General features: G+C 61.8%; 19 protein-coding genes. 8 read left to right on the top strand and 11 right to left on the bottom strand.

Annotation, left to right across the window (positions count from 1 at the left end):
• Nucleotides 1-14: 14 nt before the first annotated feature.
• On the top strand, nt 15-620 hold the full coding sequence (locus TR61_RS03090; protein WP_050928093.1) for an OmpW/AlkL family protein: 606 nt from the start codon (nt 15-17) through the stop codon (nt 618-620).
• Nucleotides 621-682: 62 nt separating this feature from the next.
• Here the strand turns inward: TR61_RS03090 and TR61_RS03085 are convergent, their stop codons facing one another.
• The 4 genes from TR61_RS03085 to TR61_RS03070 all read right to left on the bottom strand — a co-directional run bounded on the left by TR61_RS03085 (nt 683) and on the right by TR61_RS03070 (nt 5,416).
• Nucleotides 683-2,200: an AMP-binding protein gene (locus TR61_RS03085; protein ID WP_050928090.1), complete on the bottom strand. Its 1,518-nt coding sequence runs from the start codon at nt 2,198-2,200 to the stop codon at nt 683-685.
• Complete coding sequence (locus TR61_RS03080; protein ID WP_050928088.1) at nt 2,200-3,363, bottom strand: isovaleryl-CoA dehydrogenase; 1,164 nt, start codon at nt 3,361-3,363, stop codon at nt 2,200-2,202. Before TR61_RS03080 ends, TR61_RS03085 begins: the two co-directional genes overlap by 1 nt.
• A gap of 134 nt (nt 3,364-3,497) precedes the next feature.
• Nucleotides 3,498-4,691, bottom strand: a complete 1,194-nt coding sequence (locus tag TR61_RS03075; protein ID WP_050928086.1) for a DegT/DnrJ/EryC1/StrS family aminotransferase — start codon at nt 4,689-4,691, stop codon at nt 3,498-3,500.
• A gap of 53 nt (nt 4,692-4,744) precedes the next feature.
• Entirely contained in the window at nt 4,745-5,416 is a 672-nt protein-coding gene (locus TR61_RS03070; protein WP_050928133.1) for an HAD-IA family hydrolase, read from the bottom strand.
• Between the two features lie 128 nt (nt 5,417-5,544).
• On the opposite strand from TR61_RS03070, the gene glmU reads away from it, so the two are divergent.
• The 3 genes from glmU to TR61_RS03055 are packed head-to-tail and all read left to right on the top strand — an operon-like array spanning nt 5,545 to nt 9,422.
• The gene (glmU, locus tag TR61_RS03065) at nt 5,545-6,900 is read left to right on the top strand and encodes a bifunctional UDP-N-acetylglucosamine diphosphorylase/glucosamine-1-phosphate N-acetyltransferase GlmU (protein ID WP_050928084.1); all 1,356 of its coding nucleotides are present in this window, start codon (nt 5,545-5,547) and stop codon (nt 6,898-6,900) included.
• Nucleotides 6,900-8,720: a glutamine--fructose-6-phosphate transaminase (isomerizing) gene (gene glmS / locus TR61_RS03060; protein WP_050928083.1), complete on the top strand. Its 1,821-nt coding sequence runs from the start codon at nt 6,900-6,902 to the stop codon at nt 8,718-8,720. Before glmU ends, glmS begins: the two co-directional genes overlap by 1 nt.
• 6 nt (nt 8,721-8,726) lie before the next feature.
• Nucleotides 8,727-9,422 carry a DNA alkylation repair protein gene (locus tag TR61_RS03055; protein ID WP_050928081.1) on the top strand — a complete coding sequence of 232 codons (696 nt, stop codon included), beginning with the start codon at nt 8,727-8,729 and terminating at the stop codon, nt 9,420-9,422.
• Nucleotides 9,423-9,425: 3 nt separating this feature from the next.
• Here TR61_RS03055 and TR61_RS03050 read toward each other — a convergent pair whose 3' ends face one another.
• Nucleotides 9,426-9,884 carry a hypothetical protein gene (locus TR61_RS03050; RefSeq protein WP_050928079.1) on the bottom strand — a complete coding sequence of 153 codons (459 nt, stop codon included), beginning with the start codon at nt 9,882-9,884 and terminating at the stop codon, nt 9,426-9,428.
• 87 nt (nt 9,885-9,971) lie between these two features.
• Here TR61_RS03050 and moaA point away from each other — a divergent pair, with 87 nt between their 5' ends.
• From moaA to TR61_RS03035, 3 genes are all read left to right on the top strand, one after another.
• Nucleotides 9,972-10,979: a GTP 3',8-cyclase MoaA gene (gene moaA / locus TR61_RS03045; RefSeq protein WP_050928077.1), complete on the top strand. Its 1,008-nt coding sequence runs from the start codon at nt 9,972-9,974 to the stop codon at nt 10,977-10,979.
• Nucleotides 10,980-11,044: 65 nt separating this feature from the next.
• A complete protein-coding gene (locus TR61_RS03040) occupies nt 11,045-12,304 on the top strand; it encodes a 3-deoxy-D-manno-octulosonic acid transferase (protein ID WP_245626805.1) in 1,260 nt (419 codons plus the stop codon).
• On the top strand, nt 12,301-13,359 hold the full coding sequence (locus tag TR61_RS03035; protein WP_050928073.1) for a glycosyltransferase family 4 protein: 1,059 nt from the start codon (nt 12,301-12,303) through the stop codon (nt 13,357-13,359). The genes TR61_RS03040 and TR61_RS03035 overlap by 4 nt, the downstream gene beginning before the upstream one ends.
• A 30-nt stretch (nt 13,360-13,389) precedes the next feature.
• Here TR61_RS03035 and TR61_RS03030 read toward each other — a convergent pair whose 3' ends face one another.
• The 6 genes from TR61_RS03030 to TR61_RS03005 all read right to left on the bottom strand — a co-directional run bounded on the left by TR61_RS03030 (nt 13,390) and on the right by TR61_RS03005 (nt 21,295).
• Complete coding sequence (locus TR61_RS03030) at nt 13,390-14,553, bottom strand: M20 aminoacylase family protein (RefSeq protein ID WP_050928072.1); 1,164 nt, start codon at nt 14,551-14,553, stop codon at nt 13,390-13,392.
• Nucleotides 14,554-14,616: 63 nt separating this feature from the next.
• Nucleotides 14,617-15,780, bottom strand: coding sequence for a M20 aminoacylase family protein (locus tag TR61_RS03025; protein WP_050928071.1), 1,164 nt, complete (start codon nt 15,778-15,780; stop codon nt 14,617-14,619).
• Between the two features lie 55 nt (nt 15,781-15,835).
• Complete coding sequence (locus TR61_RS03020) at nt 15,836-16,993, bottom strand: M20 aminoacylase family protein (RefSeq protein ID WP_050928070.1); 1,158 nt, start codon at nt 16,991-16,993, stop codon at nt 15,836-15,838.
• Nucleotides 16,994-17,002: 9 nt separating this feature from the next.
• Nucleotides 17,003-18,175 (bottom strand): M20 aminoacylase family protein, encoded by a 1,173-nt coding sequence (locus TR61_RS03015; protein WP_050928069.1) that lies wholly within the window; start codon nt 18,173-18,175, stop codon nt 17,003-17,005.
• Nucleotides 18,176-18,246: 71 nt separating this feature from the next.
• A complete protein-coding gene (gene argE, locus TR61_RS03010; protein WP_050928068.1) occupies nt 18,247-19,413 on the bottom strand; it encodes an acetylornithine deacetylase in 1,167 nt (388 codons plus the stop codon).
• Nucleotides 19,414-19,474: 61 nt separating this feature from the next.
• Complete coding sequence (locus TR61_RS03005; protein WP_050928067.1) at nt 19,475-21,295, bottom strand: ABC transporter ATP-binding protein; 1,821 nt, start codon at nt 21,293-21,295, stop codon at nt 19,475-19,477.
• 268 nt (nt 21,296-21,563) lie between these two features.
• Here TR61_RS03005 and TR61_RS03000 point away from each other — a divergent pair, with 268 nt between their 5' ends.
• Nucleotides 21,564-23,267: a peptide ABC transporter substrate-binding protein gene (locus TR61_RS03000; RefSeq protein WP_050928066.1), complete on the top strand. Its 1,704-nt coding sequence runs from the start codon at nt 21,564-21,566 to the stop codon at nt 23,265-23,267.
• Nucleotides 23,268-23,335: the final 68 nt, after the last annotated feature.

Below are 23,335 nucleotides of genomic sequence, written 5' to 3'. Positions count from 1 at the left end.
GAAGAGGGGCTCTCATGACAAAGCTTTCCGCACTCGCCGCAGGCACAACCGCTCTCTGCCTGCTTGCCGTACCCGCCTTCGCGCAATCCCAGGGGGATTGGACCTTTGGCGTCGGCGCGGCCTATGTGAACCCGAAATCCAACAACGGGACGCTTGCAACCCTGCCAGCGACCGTGGACAGCAACACCCAACTGTCGCTGACTTTCGAATACTTCATCCGCGACAATCTGGGGATCGAATTGCTGGCGGCCACCCCGTTCAAGCACAATGTCACGCTGGGCGGCGCGACCTATGCCGGCAATGTGCGTCACCTGCCGCCCACACTGTCGCTGAACTACCATTTCCCCACAGGTGGCAACATCAAGCCCTTCGTCGGGATCGGCGTGAACTATACCACCTTCTTCGACGAAACCTCGCCGCTTGGGGTTCTGAAACTGGACGACTCGGTCGGTGTTGCGGTGCAACTGGGTGTTGACTTCGCCGTCAGCGACCGCGGTTCGGTACGCGTGAACGCGCGGTGGATCGACATTGAAAGCGATGTGACGTTGAACGGCGCGCCTATCGGCACTGCCGATATCGACCCGGTTGTCCTCGGGATCTCCTATGTCCATCGGTTTTGACCAAACGCCCGCCTGTGACCATGCACTACGGGCGGGCAAAACCTGCTGACACGCGCGCGCATTCATGACGCAGCCTCCGCTGCGGCCCGCGCCTTCAGTTCTTTTCGGATGACCTTGCCCGTGACTGTCATGGGCAAGGCATCAACAAAAGCGATTTCCCTTGGATAGGAATAGCTTGCCAGCCTTTCCTTAACCCAATCCTGCAATTCCTGCGCGCTGGCTTCCGCCCCGTCTTTCAGCACGACATAGGCTTTCACGATCTCGGTCCGCAGGGGATCAGGCTTGCCCACCACGCCGCAGGTGGCCACGCCGGGATGGGTCAGCAGGCAATCCTCGATCTCGGACGGGCCGATGCGATAGCCGGCCGAGGTGATGACGTCGTCCTCGCGCCCCACAAACCGCAGATACTCCCCCTCCCAGATGCCGCGATCCCCGGTGATCAGCCAATGACCCTGGAATTTCTCGGCCGTCGCGTCGGGCCTGTGCCAATATTCCAGCATCATAGACGCAGCGCCTCTGCGAATGGCCACGTCCCCCTCGCCATCAGTGGGCTGACCGGTCTCGTCAATCACGGCAACGTCGAACCCGGGAACTGGCTTGCCGATACATCCAGGTCGCGCCGGAAACGCATCGGCACAGGAGGATACCGTCATGTTGCATTCGGTCTGGCCATAGAATTCGTTGATCTCAAGCCCGAAGGCCTCCCGCCCCCAGGCCAGCATTTCCGCGCCCAAAGGCTCCCCGCCTGACGCGACAGAGCGCAGGCCGGGGATTGCCTGATCAGCCACCTTCAGCATCCTGAGCGCTGTGGGCGGGAAAAACACATTGCGCACGCCGGCATCGCGGATCAGCTGCGCACAGCTTTCCGGGGCGAACTTGTCGAACCGCGCGGCCACAACCGGCACGCCCAGCGCAAGACCGGGCATCAAAACGTCAAAAAGCCCGCCAATCCAGGCCCAATCCGCTGGCGTCCAGATCACATCGCCGGGCTGGCCAAGGTGATTGTGGCTCAGCGCAACGCCCGGCAAATGACCCGTCAGCACCCTGTGACCGTGCAAGGCCCCCTTCGGCGTTCCTGTTGTGCCCGAGGTATAGATCAACACCGCAGGCGTCTCGGCCCTTGTATCTGCAAAGGGCATGGGTGCGCCATCCACGCCGATCTCTTCGATCAGCCACGGCGTGGCCAGATCGCCCAGCAGCGCGGCCCCCTCATCATCGGTCAGAACGATGTCGCAGCCCGCATCGCCGACGCGAGAGGCCAGTGCGTCCCGCTTGAACAGCTTGAACAACGGGACCGAGATCGCACCGATCTTCCACACCGCAAGATGGGCCGCCGCGCACCAGGGCGACTGGCTGAGCAACACGCCCACCCGATCCCCCGGCTGCACCTGGCTCAGCAACGCGCGTGCCACGCGGTCCGCCATGGCTGACAAATCGCGAAAGGTCACATCACGGCGCGCATCACCCGTCATGTCGATGATCGCCAGCGCATCAGGTGCATGCGCCAGACATTGCCCGGCCATGTTCAGCCCCGCAGGCACGTCCCATGCCCCCTCTGCGGTGAGGCCGGGCAGATGCATCAGGCCATGGCCCCCATCAGCTCGCGCCCGATCAGCATGCGCCGGATCTCGGACGTGCCTGCGCCGATCTCCATCAGCTTGGCATCGCGGAACATGCGGCTGACCGGGCTATCCGACAGGAACCCGGCCCCGCCCATCGCCTGCACCGCCTGATGCGCCTGGGTCATGGCAACTTCCGAGGCATAAAGGCAGCACGCCGCCGCATCCTGACGCGTGACCTCGCCCCGGTCACAAGCTTTGGCGCATTCATAGACGTAAGCCCGCGACGAATTCATTGCCGTGTACATATCGGCGATCTTGCCCTGCATGAGCTGGAAATTCCCGATAGGCTGACCGAATTGCTTGCGCTCGGCCATATAGGGCATGACCTCATCCAGGCAGCCCGCGATGATGCCCGACCCGATGCCCGCCAGCACGACACGCTCGTAATCCAGCCCCGACATCAGCACCTGAACGCCTTTGCCCTCTTCGCCCAGCACGTTTTCAAAGGGCACCTCGACATCTTCGAAAATCAGCTCGGCCGTGTTCGACCCGCGCATCCCCAGCTTGTCGAAATGGGGAGAGGTCGAGAACCCGGTCATGTCCTTCTCGATCAAGAAGGCGGTGATGCCTTTCGACCCGGCCTCGGGATCGGTCTTGGCATAAACCACCAGCGTATCGGCATCCGGCCCGTTGGTGATCCAGTATTTGTTGCCATTCAGCCTGTAATGATCGTTGCGCTTTTCCGCGCGCAGCTTCATCGACACCACGTCCGAGCCTGCCCCGGCTTCCGACATGGCCAGCGCGCCCACATGTTCGCCCGACACCAGCTTCGGAAGGTATTTCGCCTTCTGTTCATCTGTCCCGTTCAGCTTGATCTGGTTCACGCACAGGTTCGAATGCGCTCCATAGGACAGCGAGACCGAGGCGGATGCCCGCGCAATCTCCTCCACGGCGATGACGTGGGCCAGATATCCCATACCCGCGCCGCCATATTCCTCGCCCACAGTGATACCCAGAAGGCCCAACTCTCCCATCTCGCGCCACAGCTCGTTGGGAAAGGCGTTCTTGGCGTCGATGTCTGCAGCCATCGGCTTGACGCGCTCCTGCGCCCAGCGATGCACCATCTCACGCAGGGCGTTGACGTCTTCGCCCAGATCGAACTGCATGACCGCGTTGAACATGAAAGAGCTCCCCCAATCGGTTTATTGAACACTTGTTCATATAACGCCGGCGCGGGCATGCGGTCAAGGGATTCGCGCGCGATCCCACCAAGGATCGCTATCCGCGGGACATGGCGAATTTTCGAAAATCTGAGTCAGGCGGCCTGATAGACGGCGCCCACCTCGGCCCGGATGATCCGGGCGATCAGCTGACAATCCTCGACCGAAAAGGTCAGCGGCACGCGCATATCGACGATGCCCGCCAGAATGCGATCCGTTTTATGCATCGGCTCTGACGGCGCATATCGCCAGCTGTCATAGCGGGAAGTGAAGCCCTTGGGCTCGGGTTCTCCGAACCATTTCAGTTCCACACCGCGGGCAAGACAACGCTCCACCACCTCTTTCACGCGGGCGGGCGCCCAGTCGAGCAGCAGAAACTGGAAGGATGACCCCACAAACCGCTCTTTTTCGGGGCGCTGGATCAGGGTCAGCCCAGGCGTGCCGTCCAGCCCCGCCTCCAACGTGCGATAGCGGTCATTCCACCGGTCCACATTCACGTCCAGCTGACGCAGTTGTGGCCGCAGGATCGCGGCGCGCAGATTGTCCATCCGGCTGGAGATATTGGGCGTTTCGTATTTCACCTTCTCGAACGCCTCGGGCGGAGGGGCCGCCAAATGACGTTCATACAGCATATATGACCCCGACAGGATGATCGCCCGCGCGGCCAGATCCGCGTCATCGGTGACCAGAAAGCCCCCTTCGCCGGAATTCACATGTTTATAGGTCTGGCAAGAATAACAGCCCGCGATGCCAAACCGCCCCGAGGGTACGCCGTTCCATGCAGCCCCCATCGTATGCGCACAATCTTCAATCACCTTGATGCCCGCTGCATCGCAGATCGCCATCAGCCGGTCCATGTCGCAAATGTGCCCGCGCATATGGCTGAGCAGAAGATAAGACGCCTCGCCCGCTTTGGCTTCCAGATCGTCCAGATCAATCGTCAGATCCTCAGCGACGCCCACATAGACAGGCACCGCCCCCACAGCCGCAATCGCGCCCGGAACGGGGGCCAGCGTGAAGGCGTTGGACAGAACCTTGTCGCCTGGCCGCACTCCGGCCGCGCGCAGCGCGGTTGTCATCGCCGCCCCGCCAGAGGCCACGGCCAGCACATATTTCGCCCCGATCTGCGCCGCAAATTCCTGCTCCAGCAGCGCGGCTTCCCCCTCCTCGCCCTTCGAGAGGTTATAGCGATGGATACGCCCATGCCGCATAACGGCCACGGCGGCCTCGATCCCCTCTTCGGGAATGGGCTCCTGCTGGGTGAAATTGCCGGTGAAAATCTCGCTCATGGGTCTGTTTTGAAACGGCTAGACGCCCCGGTCAATGGGTCAGATTTGTGATTTTATCGGGCCGGGCCGATCAATTCCGTGACGATCCCGGGCAAATGCGCAAAATCCGACAACAGCGCCTCGGGCTCAAGCGACACCATGTCTTCGCCGGACGGCCCAAAAGTCACCAGAACAGAGGGCACGCCCGCCGCGCGCGCCGTGTTGCGGTCGGTATCGCTGTCGCCGATCAGACAGGTCAGCGCCGGGTCGCCTCCCGCACGCCGCGCGGCCTCTCGCAAGGGTTCGGGATCGGGCTTGCGCACCGGCAGCGTATCCGCCCCGATGAGCGAGGCGAACGCATCGCGCACGCCTAACCGCGTCATCAGCGTTTCGGCCAGACCTTCTGGCTTGTTGGTGCAGATCCCCACGCCAAAACCATTGGATTTCAACGTTTCCACCGCCTCCATCGCGCCGGGATACAGGACTGTGTGATGGTCAATCGCCTCGGCATAGGCATCCAGCAACACGGGGTAATATTCGGACACGCGCGCTTCGCTGAACTGGCCGACCCGCTCAAGCCCACGCGTCAGCATCATGCGCCCGCCGCGCAGCGCAATACCGGCATCCCGATCAACATCCAGCACATCGCCCAGCCCCATCTGACGAAAACAATGATTTGCCGCCGCGATCAGATCACCGCTTGTATCGGCCAGCGTGCCGTCCAGATCGAAAATCACTGTGCGCATGATCCCTCCCATCGGCGCCTTTCCGCGCGGATATATTGCAGCCCGCAACCTGAATTGATGCGTCTACATGTTGCGCAGCCGCGTCAGCCGGATAAAACGAGCGGACCAAAAACACAAAGAGAAAACAAATGACCACAGCGCTGGTTATCCTTGCGGCAGGAAAAGGCACACGGATGAACTCGGACCTGCCAAAGGTCCTGCACCCCATCGGACAGGCACCGATGCTGGCCCACGCCCTGCGCGCCGGACAAAACCTTGAGCCGGAACGCACAGTTGTTGTGGCAGGCCACGGCGCTGATGAGGTGAGCCGCGTACTGGCCGATCTGGACGAAGACGCGCAGATCGTTCTGCAGACCGAACAATTGGGCACGGCCCATGCTGTTGCGCAAGCGCGCACGGCTTTGGACGGGTTTTCTGGCGACGTTATCGTCCTTTACGGCGACACCCCCTTCATTCAGCCACAGACGCTGGAAGCCATGCTGGCGGCGCGTGCAGGCGCGGATGTGGTTGTGCTGGGTTTCAACGCTGCCGATCCTGCACGCTATGGGCGGCTGGTTACAAAGGGCGATGAGCTTCTGAAGATCGTCGAATACAAGGACGCATCGGATGAGGAACGCACCATAAGCCTTTGTAATAGCGGACTTGTATGCTGTAACAAAGACACGCTGTTCGATCTGATTGACGCTGTGGGCAATGACAACGCCGCAGGCGAATATTACCTCACCGACATCGTGGAGATTGCCCGGAACAAGGGCCTGACCGCCACCGCTGTCACCTGCGACGAGGCCGAAACGCTTGGCATCAACTCCCGCGCGGAACTGGCCCGGGCAGAGGCGATTTTTCAGGCCCGCGCACGTCAGCAACTGATGGAAGATGGCGTGACCCTGGTGGCGCCTGAAACGGTGCACCTGTCCCTCGACACTGTCATCGGCCGGGACACGGTGATCGAGCCCAACGTGGTCTTCGGCCCCGGTGTGACGGTCGAATCCGGCGCGCAGATCCGCGCCTTTTCCCATCTGGAAGGTTGCCATGTCAGCCGCGGCGCGGTGGTTGGCCCCTATGCCCGCCTGCGCCCCGGAACGGAACTGTCGGAAGACACCAAGATCGGCAATTTCGTCGAGATCAAAAACGCCGTCATTGCCGAAGGTGCCAAGGTCAATCACCTCAGCTATATCGGCGACGCATCCATTGGCGCGCACAGCAATATCGGCGCGGGCACGATCACCTGCAATTACGACGGGGTGATGAAGCACCACACCGCGATTGGGCAGAATGTTTTCATCGGATCGAACACGATGCTGGTGGCCCCGGTGAGCGTGGGTGACAACGCCATGACCGGATCCGGAAGCGTGATCACGACAGACGTCGAACCCGGCGCATTGGCGCTGGCTCGCGGTCAGCAAACCAACAAGCCAGGCGCTGCAATCCGCCTTTTTGAATTACTGAAAGCCAAGAAAAAGCAAAATGATAAAGGCAAGAGCTAATGTGTGGAATTGTTGGCGTATTGGGCGATCACGAGGCCGCCCCCATTCTGGTTGAGGCACTCAAACGCCTTGAATATCGTGGCTATGACAGCGCCGGGATCGCGACCGTCAATGCGGGCAAGCTGGACCGGCGGCGCGCGGTCGGCAAGCTGGTGAACCTGTCCGACCAACTGGTGCATGAACCGCTGGCAGGCAAAGCCGGGATCGGTCACACACGCTGGGCCACGCATGGCGCGCCGACCGTCACCAACGCACATCCTCACCGCTCTGGCGCCGTTGCGGTCGTCCATAACGGGATCATCGAAAATTATCGCGAGATCCGGGCCGAACTTGCACAACATAACATCAGTTTCGAGACCGAGACCGACACCGAAACCGTGGCGCTGCTGACCCATCACTATCTTTCAACCGGCATGTCACCGGTTGAGGCTGCCTTTGCCGCTCTGGACCGTCTGGAAGGCGCATTTGCGCTGGCGTTCCTGTTTGACGGCGAAGACGACCTGATCGTGGCGGCCCGCAAGGGCTCCCCACTCGCCGTCGGCCATGGTGACGGAGAGATGTTCGTAGGCTCTGACGCGATCGCGCTGGCCCCGCTGACGGACCGCATCACCTATCTTGAGGAGGGCGACCGCGCCGTCGTGACCCGCGCAGGCGTCGAAATCCGCGATGAGAAGGGGCGGCTGGCGAACCGGCCGATCAAAACCGTGTCAATCGACAACACGCGTGTCGACAAGGCCGGTCACAAGCATTTCATGGCCAAAGAAATCGCCGAGCAGCCCAAAGTCATCGGCGACGCGCTGGCCCATTACCTGACACCCGAAAACGACATTCACTTCCCCGAGGAAACCATTGATTTTGCAAAGGTTGACCGGATCGTGATGGTGGCCTGCGGCACCGCTTACTATGCCTGCCTGGTCGCGAAATACTGGTTCGAACAGATCGCCCGGATCCCGGTCGAGGTTGATATCGCCTCGGAATTCCGCTATCGCGAACCGCCCATCCCCGCGCGGACACTTGCGCTGTTTGTCAGCCAGTCCGGCGAAACCGCCGACACTCTGGCCGCGTTGCGCTATTGCCGGGACAAGGCCGACACGATCCTGTCGGTTATCAATGTGCCGGAAAGCTCCATCGCGCGCGAAAGCGATATCGCGCTGCCCATTCTGGCCGGAGTTGAGGTTGGCGTCGCCTCCACCAAGGCCTTCACCTGCCAGATCACGGTCCTGTTCCTGCTGGCGCTGAAAGCCGGCGAACTGCGCGGCCATCTCAGTTCCGATCGACGCGCAGACCACGTGTCGGCGCTGCGGGCCATCCCGTCGATCATCAGCCTCGCCCTCGATCAGAACGAAGCGATCCGCAAAGCGTCGGTCCGCCTGTCAGAATCGCGCGACGTCCTGTTCCTGGGTCGCGGCCTGATGTATCCCCTGGCTCTGGAAGGCGCACTGAAACTCAAGGAAATCAGCTATATACACGCCGAAGCTTATGCTTCTGGGGAGTTGAAGCACGGGCCCATCGCGCTGATCGACAAACATATGCCCGTGGTGGTTATGGCCCCGCGCGACACCCTTTTCGACAAGACCGTCTCGAATATGCAGGAGGTGATGGCGCGCAAAGGGAAGGTCATTCTTGTGTCGGACGATGCCGGCATTGAAGAAGCGGGCGATGACGTCTGGACATCCATCCGCATGCCGTCTGTGCCCCCCCTTCTGACGCCGATCCTCTATGCCATTCCGGCGCAGCTTCTGGCCTATCACACGGCGGTCGCCAAGGGCACAGATGTGGACCAGCCGCGCAACCTCGCCAAATCCGTGACGGTGGAATAGACGCCCATGCCCGGATCCGCCGCGTTTCAACCCTTTCTGGAGGAGCTTGAAGCCGCAGCCGATCCGGTGCGCGCGGAAGGGATGGCCGCCTATCACAAGGCAGAGCGGCGCTATCTGGGCCTGTCGAACCCCCAGGTAAACGACATGACGAAAGCGTGGCGGCAAAATCTGACAGTGGATCAGCGCATCGCAGTGGCCGACGGGTTGTGGCAGACCAACATATTCGAGGCCCGGCTGGCCGCAGCCAAACTCCTGACCCAGGCGCGGATCAAACCGGACGATGGCGTCTGGCGGCTTATCGCCTCCTGGGTGCCCGATTTCGACAGCTGGGCCATTGCCGATCACGCCTGCATGGCCGGTCAAAGGCGTCTGCTGGCCGATCCCACCCGCCTGGACGAGGTCGAAACCTGGACCCGGTCAGACCTTATGTGGACCCGCCGCGCGGCACTGGTCATCACCCTGCCCTGGACCAAGCAGAACCACCCAAAGCCCGAAGACCTGGCGCGGCGTGACCGGATCCTTGGCTGGGCCGCCAGCTATGTGCCCGATCGCGACTGGTTCATTCAGAAGGCCATCGCCTGGTGGCTGCGCGAACTGTCCAAACATGACGCGGAGCGTGTGCGTGCTTTTCTGGCGGAGCACGGTGCAGCCATGAAACCCTTCGCGCGCAAGGAAGCCGGAAAATACCTGCCTCCGGTCTGACCCTCAGATCGCCTCGACCGTGACTTCCACCAGATCTGTCAGCGACGCCCCCAGCGCCTGCATCGCCCGGACCGAGATCTGGCTGCCTGCCCCCACCTCGGCATCAAGCGGCTGCAATGTCAAAGCCACGACAGTGCCGCGCCAGCGCACCTGCCCGGGCTGTTCCGATGTCACAAGCGGCGTCTTCAGCCACATTCCCCCGATCGCCGGATCGCCCAGCGACACAACCGTATTGCCCAGAACCGATCCGCCCCCGACAGGCGGTGGAAGCATTGCGTCCGGCACAGCAGGGGCCGCGTCAGCCTCGCCAGCGGCTTCCGGCGCATCTGCCGAGTCCAGAACTGTCGCTTCAACCGGGGCGGCGGCGGGCAGAATCGCGTCCTCCTCCCCCGCTCCGAAAAATCCACGCGCCATGTCGCAACCGGCCAGCGCAAAGACAGAAAAAATGACAAGATATCTCATGGAGAAAACTCTATCCGCGCCCTCCCGCGCCCGCAATTGGCAACTGAGGTCTTGCGGCCCGGAAAATGCCTGATTAATTTGCTCAACATGAGCGCTCCTTTGATAGATCCCTTCGCCCGCGCGATCACCTATCTGCGGGTTTCCGTGACCGACAGATGCGATTTCCGCTGCGTCTATTGCATGTCGGAAAACATGACCTTTCTGCCCAAGAAAGAGCTTCTGACCCTGGAAGAGCTTGACCGGATGTGTTCGACCTTCGTCCGCCTTGGGGTCGAGAAGCTGCGCATCACCGGGGGCGAACCGCTGGTGCGGCGCGATATCATGACCTTTTTCCGGTCGATGACCCGCCATCTGGATGCGGGCGCGCTGAAGGAACTGACGCTGACAACCAATGGCTCGCAGCTGGAACGCTTTGCCGATGATCTGTTTGACGCCGGCGTGCGGCGGATCAACGTATCGCTTGATACACTGGATGAGGACAAGTTCGCCGCCATCACCCGCTGGGGCCGGCTGCCCCAGGTGCTACGCGGCATCGACGCGGCGCAAAAGGCGGGCCTGCGGATCAAGATCAACGCCGTGGCCTTGAAGGGCTTCAATGAAGAAGAACTGCCGCGCATCACTGAATGGTGTGCAGAACGCGGCATGGACCTGACCTGGATCGAAGTCATGCCGATGGGCGATATCGGCAATGAAAACCGGCTGGGGCAGTATTGGTCGCTGAAAGACGTGCGCGCCACTTACGAACAGCACTACAAGGTCACAGATCTGGCCGAACGCACGGGCGGGCCTGCGCGCTATGTCCGGCTCGAAGAGACCGGTCAGAAAATCGGCTTCATCACGCCCCTGTCCCACAATTTCTGCGAAAGCTGCAACCGCGTGCGCCTGACCTGCACGGGCGAACTGTACATGTGCCTGGGCCAGGAAGACATGGCCGATCTGCGCAGCCCCCTGCGCGATCACCCCGATACCGAAGCACCGCTTGAGGCCGCCATCCGTGCCGCCATCGACCGCAAGCCGAAGGGACATGATTTCGACTATTCGCGCCAACGTCTGGACGGTCAGATGTCCCGCCATATGAGCCACACAGGCGGCTGATGTCCGCCCCGCCCCATAGGGCGACACACGGTCCAACGGCCCTTTACAAGCTTTATCGTGGCGCGATGACAGCGCTTGCGCCGGTTGCATGGCAGGTGGTGTCGCGCAAGCTGAAACGCTATGATGTGCCGCCTCTTCGGATGCAGGAACGGCTGGGCCATGCCAGCCTTCCGCGCCCCAAAGGCCCGCTTGTCTGGTTTCATGGTGCCAGCGTCGGCGAAAGCCTGTCGGTGCTGACCCTGATCGACGCTTTGAAAGGCCAACGCCCGGATCTGAACATCCTGATGACCTCGGGCACCGCCACCTCGGCCGAGATTTTGGCCAAACGCATGCCCGCGGGCTGCCAGCACCAGTTTGCGCCACTGGATGCAATCGGTCCGGTGGACCGTTTTCTGGATTACTGGCACCCCGATGCCGGGATCTTCGTCGACAGCGAAATCTGGCCCAACATGCTGGTCCGCGCCCGCGCGGCCGGGGTACGGCTGGCGCTGGTCAATGCGCGACTGTCGCAGAAATCCGTTGAAGGCTGGAAAAAATACCCCGCGACCAGCGCCTTCGTGCTGGACCAGTTCGATCTGATCCTGACCCAGAACCGCCAGAACGCGGATTACATGCGCGAAATGGGCGCGGACGAGGCGCGGGTCAAAAGCGGCGTGAACCTCAAGGCGATGGCCAAGCCCCTGCCCGTGGATGAACTGGAACTGGCCCGCCTGCGCGGTCAGATCGGGGACCGGCCCATCTGGGTCGCCGCCTCCACCCATAAGGGGGAAGAAGAGACGATCCTTGCCGCCCATGCCAAGCTGTTACAACAAGTGCCGGATGCCCTTCTGGTGCTGGTGCCCCGCCATCCCGAGCGCGGGGACGAGGTGGCACAACTGATCGCGATGGGCAGCCGATCTGTGGTGCGCCGCTCAAAGGGGGAAACGCCGCGGGCGGATACCGACATTCTTCTGGCCGACACTCTGGGTGAAATGGGGCTGTGGTATGCCCTCTCCGATATCGTGTTTGTTGGCGGCTCGCTGCGCGCCATCGGCGGGCATAACCCGTTCGAAGTGGCCAGCGCCGGGGGAGTGGTGCTGTCCGGACCGCATGTCAGCAATTTCGCCGAAACCTATGAGGCGATGGAGCGGATCGGAGCGGCCCGCCTGGTCGAAAGCAGCGAGGAGATCGCCAAAGCGGTGCAATCCTTCATCGAAGACCCCAAGGCGCTTGAGGCCGCCAAAACCGCCGGACACGGTTTTGTCAGCAGGTACGGCGACAAGCTGGAGGAGATGGTGAGCCTGATCATGGAAAAGCTCAACCTGAATGAAGGTGCCGCCCCATGATCGCCCCCAAAGATATCGAGGTCATCGCCCCCAATTTCAAACGTCGCCTGTCAGGTGTGACCGCCACCGTGGTGCGGCTGGTGCCGGTGCAATCGGCCCATATCAACATCGTGGCAACCGGCCCCGTTCTGCCCGCACAGGTTCCGCAGATCCCATTATCCTCGCTGATCACCCTGCCCCGTCGCGGCCCCGGCCCGAAGGGATGGCGGGTCTGGCACGCACGGCGCAATGTCGAAATGATTGGCGGGCTCGCGCTGAAATACCTGCTGGGCAAGAAGCTGAAACTTCTGTTCACCTCGGCCTCCCAGCGGGAACAAACCGGCGTTACCCGCTGGCTGATCCGGCGGATGGATGCGGTTGTGGCCACCTCGGACAAGACCGCAAGCTATCTTCAGGTGCCCGCGCAGGTCATCATGCATGGCATTGATACGGAAGGGTTTTCCCCCTCCCATGACCGCGCGGCACTCCGCCGCAAACTGGGCGTGCCTGACACCGGGCCTCTGATCGGCTGTTATGGCCGTATCCGGGCGCAGAAAGGCACGGATGTCTATGTGGATGCTATGATACGCGTGTTGCGCGATCACCCGGATGCCACAGCTCTGGTCATGGGGCGCGCGACCGAGAAATATGTCAGTTTCGACAAAGGCTTGCGCCAGAAAGTGGCGGATGCGGGGCTGGTCGACAGGATCCTGTTCATGCCCGAAGTGCCGCCCGAAGCCATGGCCGACTGGTACCGGATCCTTGATCTTTACATCGCGCCCCAGCGCTGGGAAGGCTTTGGCCTGACCCCGATCGAGGCGATGGCCACCGGCTGCCCCGTGATCGCCACCCGCGTCGGTGCGTTCGAGGCGCTGGTTGCCGAAGGGCAAACCGGCCTGCTGATCGACCCGGGCGAAGTGGATCAGATGGTCGTGGCGGCAGACCGTCTTTTGTCAGACCGCGACACGCTGGACGCCTGGCGCGGCAATGCCCGCGCCCATGTCGAGGCGCGGTTTTCCATCGAAAGCGAAGCGCAAGCGCTGATCGCGCTCTATCGCCGCCTGCTGGACGGCTGAGGCCCCGGGTCATGCCCGGGGCCCGCCAGATCAAGCTGCAGGCATCCGGGTTTCAACAATCTCTGCCCACCAGGAACAGCCTGCCGGAATCGCCTCGTCATTGAAGTTGTATTCCGGGTGGTGGACCGACGCCGTGTCACCGTTGCCCACAAGGATATACGCCCCCGGGCGTTCCTCCAGCATGAAGGCGAAATCCTCGCCCCCCATCACCAGCGGCGCGTCATCGCATTGGCCCGAAACCTTGCGCGCCACTTCGGCGGCGAATTCGGTCTGTTCTCCGGAATTCACCATCACCGGATAGCCCCGGTGATAGGTCACTTCCGCCGTGCCGCCGAAGGTGGTGCAGATGCCGTCACAGATCTCCTTGATCCGCTTTTCAGCCAGATCGCGCATGTCGTTCGACATGGTGCGCACGGTGCCTTTCAATTGCACCTTCTGCGGGATCACATTGAAGGCCTTCGACGAGGTCTCGAACGACGTGACCGAAACGACAACCTGATCCACCGGATCGGCATTCCGGCTGGCAATGGTTTGCAGCGCCAGAACCGCCTGGGCCGCCATCACGGTGGTATCCACGGTCTCGTGCGGCTTGGCAGCATGCCCGCCCTTGCCTTCCAGCGTGATGTCGAACTGATCGGTCGCGGCAAAGAACGCGCCGGGTCGGATCGCAAAGGACCCCACCGGTTTGCCGGGCCAGTTATGCATCCCGTAAACCTCCTGGATGCCCCAACGCTCCATCATGCCGTCGTCGCACATCTCCTTGCCGCCGCCGCCGCCTTCCTCGGCGGGCTGGAAGATGACCACGACCGTGCCGTCGAAATTCCGCGTCTCGGACAGGTATTTCGCGGCCCCCAGCAGCATCGCGGTATGCCCGTCATGCCCGCAGGCATGCATCGCACCGGGCGTTTTGGAGGCATAATCGAGCCCCGTCTGCTCATGGATCGGCAAAGCGTCCATATCCGCGCGCAGGCCGATCACCCGGCCCTTGGTGTCGCTTTTGCCCTTGATGACGCCCACAACGCCCGTGCGGCCAATGCCGGTGACAACCTCATCCAGCCCGAACTCCTGCAGTTTTTCGGCAACCATGGCGCTTGTGCGATGGGTTTCGAACAGAATTTCGGGGTTTTCATGCAGATCACGTCGCCAGGCGGTGATCTCGTCTTGCAATTCTGCAAATCGGTTTTTGACAGGCATTCTCGCGTTTCCTCTTTTGATACTGGTCGCCCGATCCGGAATTTTCGCTGAAAATTCTGGTGCTCAGGCCACCTTCATTCGGGTTTCGACCATTTCGGCCAGCCAGGAACAGCCTGCCGGAATGATCTCATCGTTGAAATCGTATTTCGGGTGATGCAGTCCGGCGCTGTCCCCATTGCCCAAACGGATATAGGCGCCGGGCCGCTCCTGCAACATGAAGGCGAAATCCTCGCCGCCCATCACCATGGGCGCAAGCTGACAATCGCCGGCCACCTTGCGCGCCACCTCCTCGGCATAGGTGGTCTCGGTCTCGGCATTGATCAGCACGGGATAGCCTTCGGGAAAATCAAACTCCGCCCGGCCGCCAAAGGTCTGGGTGATGCCATGGGTCACCTCTTCGATCCTGCGTCTCGCCAGCTCCCGCATCTCGGCCGACATGGACCGCACGGTGCCGCGCAAGGTCACCCGCTGCGGGATCACGTTGAACGCCATGGAGGATGTTTCGATTGCGGTGAGCGACACAACCAGCTGTTCCACCGGATCGGCATTGCGACTGACCACCGTTTGCAGCGCCACGCCCAGATGGCAGGCCATCACCGCCGTGTCGACAGTGTTGTTGGGCCGCGCGGCATGGCCGCCGCGCCCTTCCAGCGTGATCTTGAATTCATCCGTGGCTGCCATCATCGGGCCGGGACGGATCGCGAAGCTGCCCGCCGGCAGACCCGGCGCGTTATGCAGGCCATAGACCTCCTGAATGCCGAACCGGTCCATCAGCCCGTCTTCGCACATCTCTTTCCCACCGGCATAGCCCTCCTCGCCGGGCTGAAAGATCACAATGGCCGTGCCGTCAAAATTCCGCGTTTCGGCCAGGTATTGTGCCGCGCCCAGCAGCATCGCGGTATGGCCGTCATGGCCGCAGGCATGCATCTTGCCCGGAATGCGCGAGGCGTGATGCGCGCCTGTTTCCTCGTGAATGGGCAGCGCGTCCATATCCGCGCGCAGGCCCACCACACGGCCCTGCGTATCCGCACGGCCCCTGATGACGCCCACAACCCCGGTGCGCCCGATGGCTGTGACCACCTCGTCGCAACCGAAAGCCCTGAGTTTCTCTTCAACGATCTCGGCCGTACGGAACACATCAAAGCCAATCTCGGGATGGGCATGAAGATCCTGCCGCCAGGCACTGATATCATCATGCAATTCGGCAAAGCGGTTCTTTACTGGCATCTGTCTGATCTTTCCCTTGTCTGTGGCGGCAGGCGAGAATTTTCGCAGAAAAGTCTCAAGCCCGCGCGCCCTGTTCGGCCATCTCGGCATACCAGCTCATGCCGGTGGCGATGATGTCGTCGTTGAAATCATATTTCGGATGGTGAAGATCCGCGCTGTCGCCATTGCCGATGAACATATAGGCGCCCGGCACGGCGTTCAGCATGTCGGAAAAATCCTCTCCCGGCATCACGGGTGGCATGTCGCGGATCACGTCGCCGGAAACGGCCCGTGCAATCTCGGCCGCACGGGCGGCGGCTTCGGGATCGTTGATCGTGGCATTCACCTGCTTGGTATAGTCGATCGTCGCGGTCGCGCCATAGGCCTGGGCGGTCGTTTCGGCAATCGCAGTCAGCCGGTCAATGACCAGCGCCTGCACCTCAGGCTCCAGATACCGCACCGTGCCCTTCAAGGTGACCGTATCAGGGATCACGTTGAACGTATCGGTATCCGACCGCAGCCCTCCAATCGACAGAACCACGGTTTTCAGCGGATCGACATTGCGCGAGGCAATCGACTGCGCCGCCATCACGATGGCAGAAGCCGCAACCGAGGTATCCACCGTCAGATGCGGCAACGCCGCATGGCCGCCGCGGCCGCGCACGGTGATGTTAAAGAAATCCACGGCCCCCATTTGCGGCCCGTCCCGCACAGCGAACTGGCCTGCGGGAAGGCCCGGCCAGTTATGCATGCCATAGACTTCCTGAATGCCGAAACGCTCCATCAGGCCATCGGCGATCATCGCCCGCGCGCCGCCCCCGCCTTCTTCCGCCGGTTGGAAGATTAGAATGACGGTGCCGTCGAAATTCCGCGTCTCAGCCAGATATCTGGCCGCACCCAGCAGCATCGCCGTATGCCCGTCATGCCCACAGGCATGCATCTTTCCCGGCGTGATCGAAGCATGGTCGGCCCCCGTCGCCTCCATGATCGGCAGCGCGTCCATGTCTGCGCGAAACCCGATCACGCGGTCGCTCGGACGGCCCCGGATCACGCCCACCACTCCGGTTTGACCAACGCCCGTCACCACCTCGTCACAGCCGAATTCCTTCAGCTTTTCGGCCACGAAGGCGCCGGTGCGGTGTTCTTCGAACCGGGTTTCGGGGTGCATGTGAATATCGCGGCGCCACTCGGCGACCTCTGGTGCGATATCGGCAATGCGGTTCTTGATGGGCATGACGCTCTCCTATTGCGCGGGCATCCGGCGTTCCACCAGTTCCACGAACCAGCTGGCCCCCGCCGGGATCGCCTCATCATCAAAGATATAGGCCGGGTGGTGGCACATGGCGGTGTCGCCATTGCCCAGGAACATAAACGCCCCGGGCCGCGCTTCCAGCATATAGGAGAAGTCTTCCGCCGGCAGGATGGGCGGCGTGTCAGGATCGACCTGCGCCTCGCCCGCCACGGCAATCGCCGCGTCGATGGCATAGGCGGTCTGTTCGTCATGGTTGATGGTCACCGGATAGCCGGGTGTCCATTTCACCTCGGCCGTGGCGCCATAGGCCAGCGCGGTATGTTCAACGATGGTGCGAATGCGCTCTTCGGCCCGGATGCGCCATTCGGGATCCAGCGTGCGCACGGTGCCCTCCATCACGGCAGTGTGCGGGATCACGTTCGACGCGTTGCTGTCGGTCCGAAACGTGCCCACGGTCAACACGACCCGGTGGATCGGATCGACATTCCGGCTGACCATGGATTGCAGCGATACGACGATCTGCGCCGCCACCAGAGTGGTATCAATCGCCTCATGCGGGGCGGCGGCATGGCCGCCCTTGCCGGTCACGGTGATTTCGAATTCATCCGAACTGGCCAGCAGCGGGCCGGGCCGGATCGCAAATTGGCCCGTCGGGATGCCGGGGGCGTTGTGAAGGCCGTAAACCTCCTGAATGCCCCATCGGTCCATCAACCCGTCATCGACCATCGCCTTGCCGCCTGCGCCGCCCTCTTCTGCCGGTTGGAAGATCAGCACGGCTGTTCCGTCGAAATTCCGCGTCTCTGCCAGATATTTCGCCACGCCCAACAGGATCGAGGTATGACCGTCATGTCCGCAGGCATGCATCACACCGGGCGTCTGCGATGCATAATCGACCCCGGATTGCTCGGGGATGGGCAGCGCATCCATATCCGCCCGCAGCCCGATCACCCGACCCTTTGTATCGGTCTTGCCCCTGATCACGGCCACCACGCCGGTGCGCCCGATACCGGGTGTGATCTCGTCCACACCGATCTCTTTCAGGCGTTCCTGCACGAAGGCCGCGGTTTCATGCAGCTCGTACATCAGTTCGGGATGGGCATGCAGATGCCGGCGCCACTTGGTGATTTCGGGATGCAGTTCGGCGAGGCGATTGCGAATGGGCATGGGGGATCCTTCCTGAGGTGCGAGGCGCAGCCTGCATAAAAGCACGCGCCCCCGCAAGGGCCGTCGAAGGATCAGGCAGCCAGACGATCCACCAGCTTTTTCATGAAGGCATGGCCTGCCTCGAATTGCGCCACGGTGACGAATTCATTGGGCTGATGTGCCTGGGCAATATCACCGGGCCCGCAGACAACGGCCGAATATCCGGCGGCCTGAAACTGCCCGGCTTCGGTGCCATAGCTCACCACATGGGTGCCGTTGTCGCCGGTGATGGCGCGGACCAGTTCCTCAGCCTGCCCGTCTTCCTCAGGCCTGAGGCCCGGCACGTGAAACCGTTCGTCCACGTCAATGCGCGCATCGGGGTGGATCTTCTGCATATCCGCCTCGACGCTGCGGATGCGCTCAAGAATGCGGTCGCGCCAGGCTTTCGGGTCCGCATCCGGCACGGCACGATAGCCGATATCGAACCGGCAATGCTTGGCCGTGATGTTCTGCGCCGTGCCGCCTTCGATGATCCCGGTATGAAGCGAGGTCCAGGGCGGATCGAACATCGCCGCAATCGCCGACGGCGCACGCGCCTGTTCTTCGGCATTCACGTGATTGGCCCAGTCGATGATCCTGGCCGCCTCCATGATCGCGCTGACGCCCGTATGCATGATCGAGGAATGGACCTCAAAACCGATCACGTCGACCATGAAGCCCTGCCCGCCCTTGTGGCCGGTGACGGTTTTCATCATCGACGGCTCGCCCACGATGACAGACGCGCCTTTGGGCAGAACGGGCTGCATCGCCTCGATCATCGGGGGGGCGCCGGTGCAGCCCACTTCCTCGTCAAAGCTCAGCGCCAGTTGCAGGGGCGTTTTCACCCCGCGCCGATGCGCGTCGACCAGCGTCCAGATGGCAAGCGCGTCAAAGCCCTTCATGTCGCAGGTGCCGCGGCCGAAATACTTCCCGTCGCGTTCGACCACCTCGAACGGGTCGCTGTCCCAGGGCTGGCCGTCGACCGGCACGACGTCCGTATGGCCCGAAAGAACGACCGCCCCCTCCTCCCAAGGGCCCACATGGGCGAAAAGCGCCGCCTTATGCGGCTGATCCGGGTCGGGCCAACGATGGGACGTGATACCATGGGAGGAGAGATACTCCTCGACCCAGTCGATCAGTGGCAGGTTGGTATCGCGGCTGACCGTCGGGAACGAGATCAGCTTGGTCATGATTTCAAGCGGCGTCAGGACATGTGTCATATTGCCTATGCGCACCCGTTCCCGGGCCCGGCGTGCTTTTCTTCGAAGAAAAGCATCGCGCTCAATACCCGCTGTCGGTGGTCAGGACGAAATGGCCCGGTTCCACCTCGTTATATTCCGAGGGCGCGGGATCATAATCGACCGGATGAATGGGGGACGGGATCGGCTTGAAATTCAGCTCTTTCTCAGACTTGCGCTTGCGCGGATCCGCGATGGGCACAGCTTTCATCAGCGCCTGGGTATAGGGGTGCTGCGGGTTTTCGAAAACCCGCGCCCGCGGGCCCAGTTCCACGATCCGGCCCAGATACATGACACCCACGTTATGGCTGACCCGTTCTACCACCGCCATATCGTGCGAGATGAACAGATAACTCAGCCCAAGCTCGGCCTGCAGGTCCATCATCAGGTTCAGCACCTGCGCCTGAACCGACACATCCAGCGCCGACACAGCCTCGTCCGCGATGATCAGCTTGGGGTTCAACGCCAAAGCGCGCGCAATCGCGATCCGCTGGCGTTGCCCGCCCGACATCTCATGCGGGTAACGCCGCATGAAACTGCGCGGCAGTTGCACCCGGTCAAACAGGCTCGCCACCCGGTCCTGCAACTCCGACCCGGACGCAATGCCGTAATTGCGCATCGGCTCGCTCACCTGATCCATCAGCTGCATCTGCGGGTTCAGCGACGCAAACGGATCCTGGAAGATCATCTGCATGTCCTGGCGCGCGCGGCGTAGCCCCTCGCGCCCCAGCTTCATCACATCGGTGCCATCCAGATCGATCTGCCCCGACAACGGCTCGACCAACCGCAGGATCGACCGCCCGGCCGAGGATTTGCCGCACCCCGATTCCCCCACAAGGCTCAGCGTCTGGCCCTTGTTCAGCGTGAACGACACATCTTCCACCGCGTGCACATTGGCCACAGTGCGCCGGAAGAACCCGCCCTTTACGGGAAAACGCGTGGTCAGGTTCTTGACCGTCAGCAAGGTCTCGTTCGTGCCGGGGATCGGCGCAATCTTCTGGTTTTCCACACCCAGCAGCTTCATCGGCTCGGGATATTGCTTGCCCTTCATCTCGCCCAGCTTGGGGACAGCCGCCAAAAGCGCCTTGGTGTAATCGTGCTGCGGGTTCTCGAAAATGTCTTCGACAGGGCCCTCTTCCACCTTGTTGCCGCGGTACATCACGACAACCCGGTCCGCCATCTGCGCCACCACCGCCATATCATGGGTAATGAACATCACGGCCGTGCCGGTTTCCCGTTTCAGCCGGTCCATCAGGGCCAGGATCTCGGCCTGGATCGTCACATCCAAAGCCGTAGTCGGTTCATCCGCGATCAGCAGACGCGGCTCGCAGGCCAGCGCCATGGCGATCACCACCCGCTGGCGCATCCCGCCGGACAATTCATGCGGATATTGCTTCAAACGGCGTTCCGGCTCGGGGATACGCACCTGCCGCAACAATTCCAGCGCACGGGCTTCGGCCTGCGATTGCGACATGCCCTTGTGAATACGCAACCCTTCGGTCAGTTGGCGGCCCACGGTGAAGACCGGGTTCAATGCCGTCATCGGCTCCTGAAAGATCATGCCGATCTCGTTGCCGCGGATATCGCGCATCTTGTCCTGAGAGGCCTTCGACAGGTCGATCTCTCCGCCATCGCGGCGATCAAACAGCAACACGCCCCCGGCGATATCTCCGCCGCCGAATTCCACCAACCGCATCAGAGACAGAGACGAGACCGATTTGCCCGATCCGGATTCGCCCACGACGCAAACGGTTTCGCCCGGATTGATGTCGAACGAGACATCCTCGACCCCGACAACCGGTCCATCCTTGGTTTGAAATTCGACACGGAGCCCCTTGATCTGGGCAATTGGCTGATCCAGCACGCGCGTTCCTTCTCAGAAGTGGTTGGCAAACGCTAAGACCACGTCCTAGGCAGTGTCAAACCAAACGGGCAGATTTCCCGACGGCAAGGCTTGCATTTTTCAAAAACTCTGTTTCGATGATCGCATGGCCGTCCTGACGCGCTTGGGTTGTCTCGAAAAACCGGAAGGTTTTCGCAGCGAACCCGGGCAATTGCTTTGGGCGTCACATCAAGGTCCGGCAAACGTCCGGGCCGATAACGCGACCTTAGTGTCCAACAAGGAGTGTATAATGAACCTCAAAACCCTTTTGATGGGTGCAATTGCCACGACCGCTCTTGCGCCGGCCGCGTTCGCCGAACGCGGATCGGACGGCAATGTGAGCATCATCTACTGGCAAGCCCCCTCGATCCTGAACCCGTTCCTGTCGGGCGGTACGAAGGATGTGGAATCCGCCTCGCTCGTGATCGAGCCGCTGGCGCGCTATAATGAAACGGGCGAACTGGTCCCCTGGCTGGTGGACGAAGTGCCCACCGTGTCCAATGGTGGCGTGAACGAAGACCTGACGCAGATCACCTGGAAGATCACGCCTGGCATCGTCTGGTCGGACGGCACCCCGTTCACCTCGGCCGATGTCAAATTCACCTATGAATATTGCACCCATCCCGAAGGCGGCTGCGCGCAGCTGACCAAATTCGATGGTGTGAGCAGTGTGGAAACCCCCGATGACCTGACCGTCATCGTGAATTTCGACAAACCCACGCCCTTCCCCTATGGCCCCTTCGTTGGCGGCGAAAGCCCCATCATCCAGGCTGCTCAATTCGCGGACTGCATGGGCGCGCGTGCACCGGAATGCACCGAACAGAACTTCAACCCGATCGGCACCGGCCCCTTTGTGGTGGATGAGTTCAAACCCAACGACGTGATCACCATGTCGGCAAACCCCAACTATCGCGATCCGAACAAACCGGCCTTCGCAACGCTGACCTTCAAGGGCGGCGGCGATGCAACGGCCGCGGGCCGCGCGGTGATGGAAACGGGCGAGTTTGACTATGCCTGGAACCTGCAGCTGGCACCTGATGTGATCGCACAGATGGAAGCCGGCGGAAAAGGCACGCCCGTGGCAGGCTTTGGCCCGCTGGTCGAACGCATCATGCTGAACAACACCAACCCCGATCCGGCCCTGGGCCCGGATGAGCGTTCGGTGATCCGCCCGCATCCGTTCCTGGGTGATCCGGCCGTTTACAAAGCCATGTCGATGGCGATCGACCGTCCGCTGCTGGTGGAAATCGGCTATGGCCAGGCAGGTAAAGTGACCTGCAACTGGGTGCCTGCTCCGGCGGCTGTGAACTCCGACACCTTCACCTGCGACACCCAGGATCTGGAAGGCGCGAAAGCCATGCTCGAAGCAGCCGGCTATGTCGACAGCGATGGCGACGGTATCCGCGAAGCCAACGGCAAGCCCATGAAGATCCTCTATCAGACGTCGACCAACGCCGTCCGTCAGGACTTCCAGGCGCTGATCAAGGGCTGGTGGGCTGAAATCGGTATCGAAGCCGAGCTGCGCAACATCAACGCATCGGTCTTCTTCGGTGGTGACCCGGGTTCGCCCGACACGTTCCAGAAGTTCTATGCCGATGTTGAAATGTACGCCAACACCTTCAACGGCACCGATCCCCAGTCCTATCTGGGCAACGCACTTTGCGACAAGGCGCCCTCTCCCGCGACGCAGTGGCAGGGCGAGAACATCTCGCGCTTCTGCAGCGAAGAGTATGACGCGCTGTATGCAACGCTTACCACCACCGCGGACGCTGACGAGCGTGCGGCGATTGCGCGCCGTCTGAACGACATGGCGGTCGAAGGTGGCGCGATGATCCCGCTGGTGCACCGAGGGCGTCTGTCGGCGCATGCCAACACGCTGGGTGGTGTCATCCTGAACGTGTGGGACAGCGAGCTGTGGAACGTGGCGGACTGGTACCGCCTGGAAGGCTCCTGATCCGCATCGCGCGAGACCTGTTAACCCTTTGTTAACAAACAAGGTTTCGCATGCGAAACCCTGGCAGA

This window comes from Aestuariivita boseongensis (genome assembly GCF_001262635.1).
In the GTDB taxonomy this organism is placed as follows: domain Bacteria; phylum Pseudomonadota; class Alphaproteobacteria; order Rhodobacterales; family Rhodobacteraceae; genus Aestuariivita; species Aestuariivita boseongensis.
The sequence above is the reverse complement of the archived record's forward strand: the minus strand, read 5'-3'. Positions and strand labels throughout refer to the sequence as shown.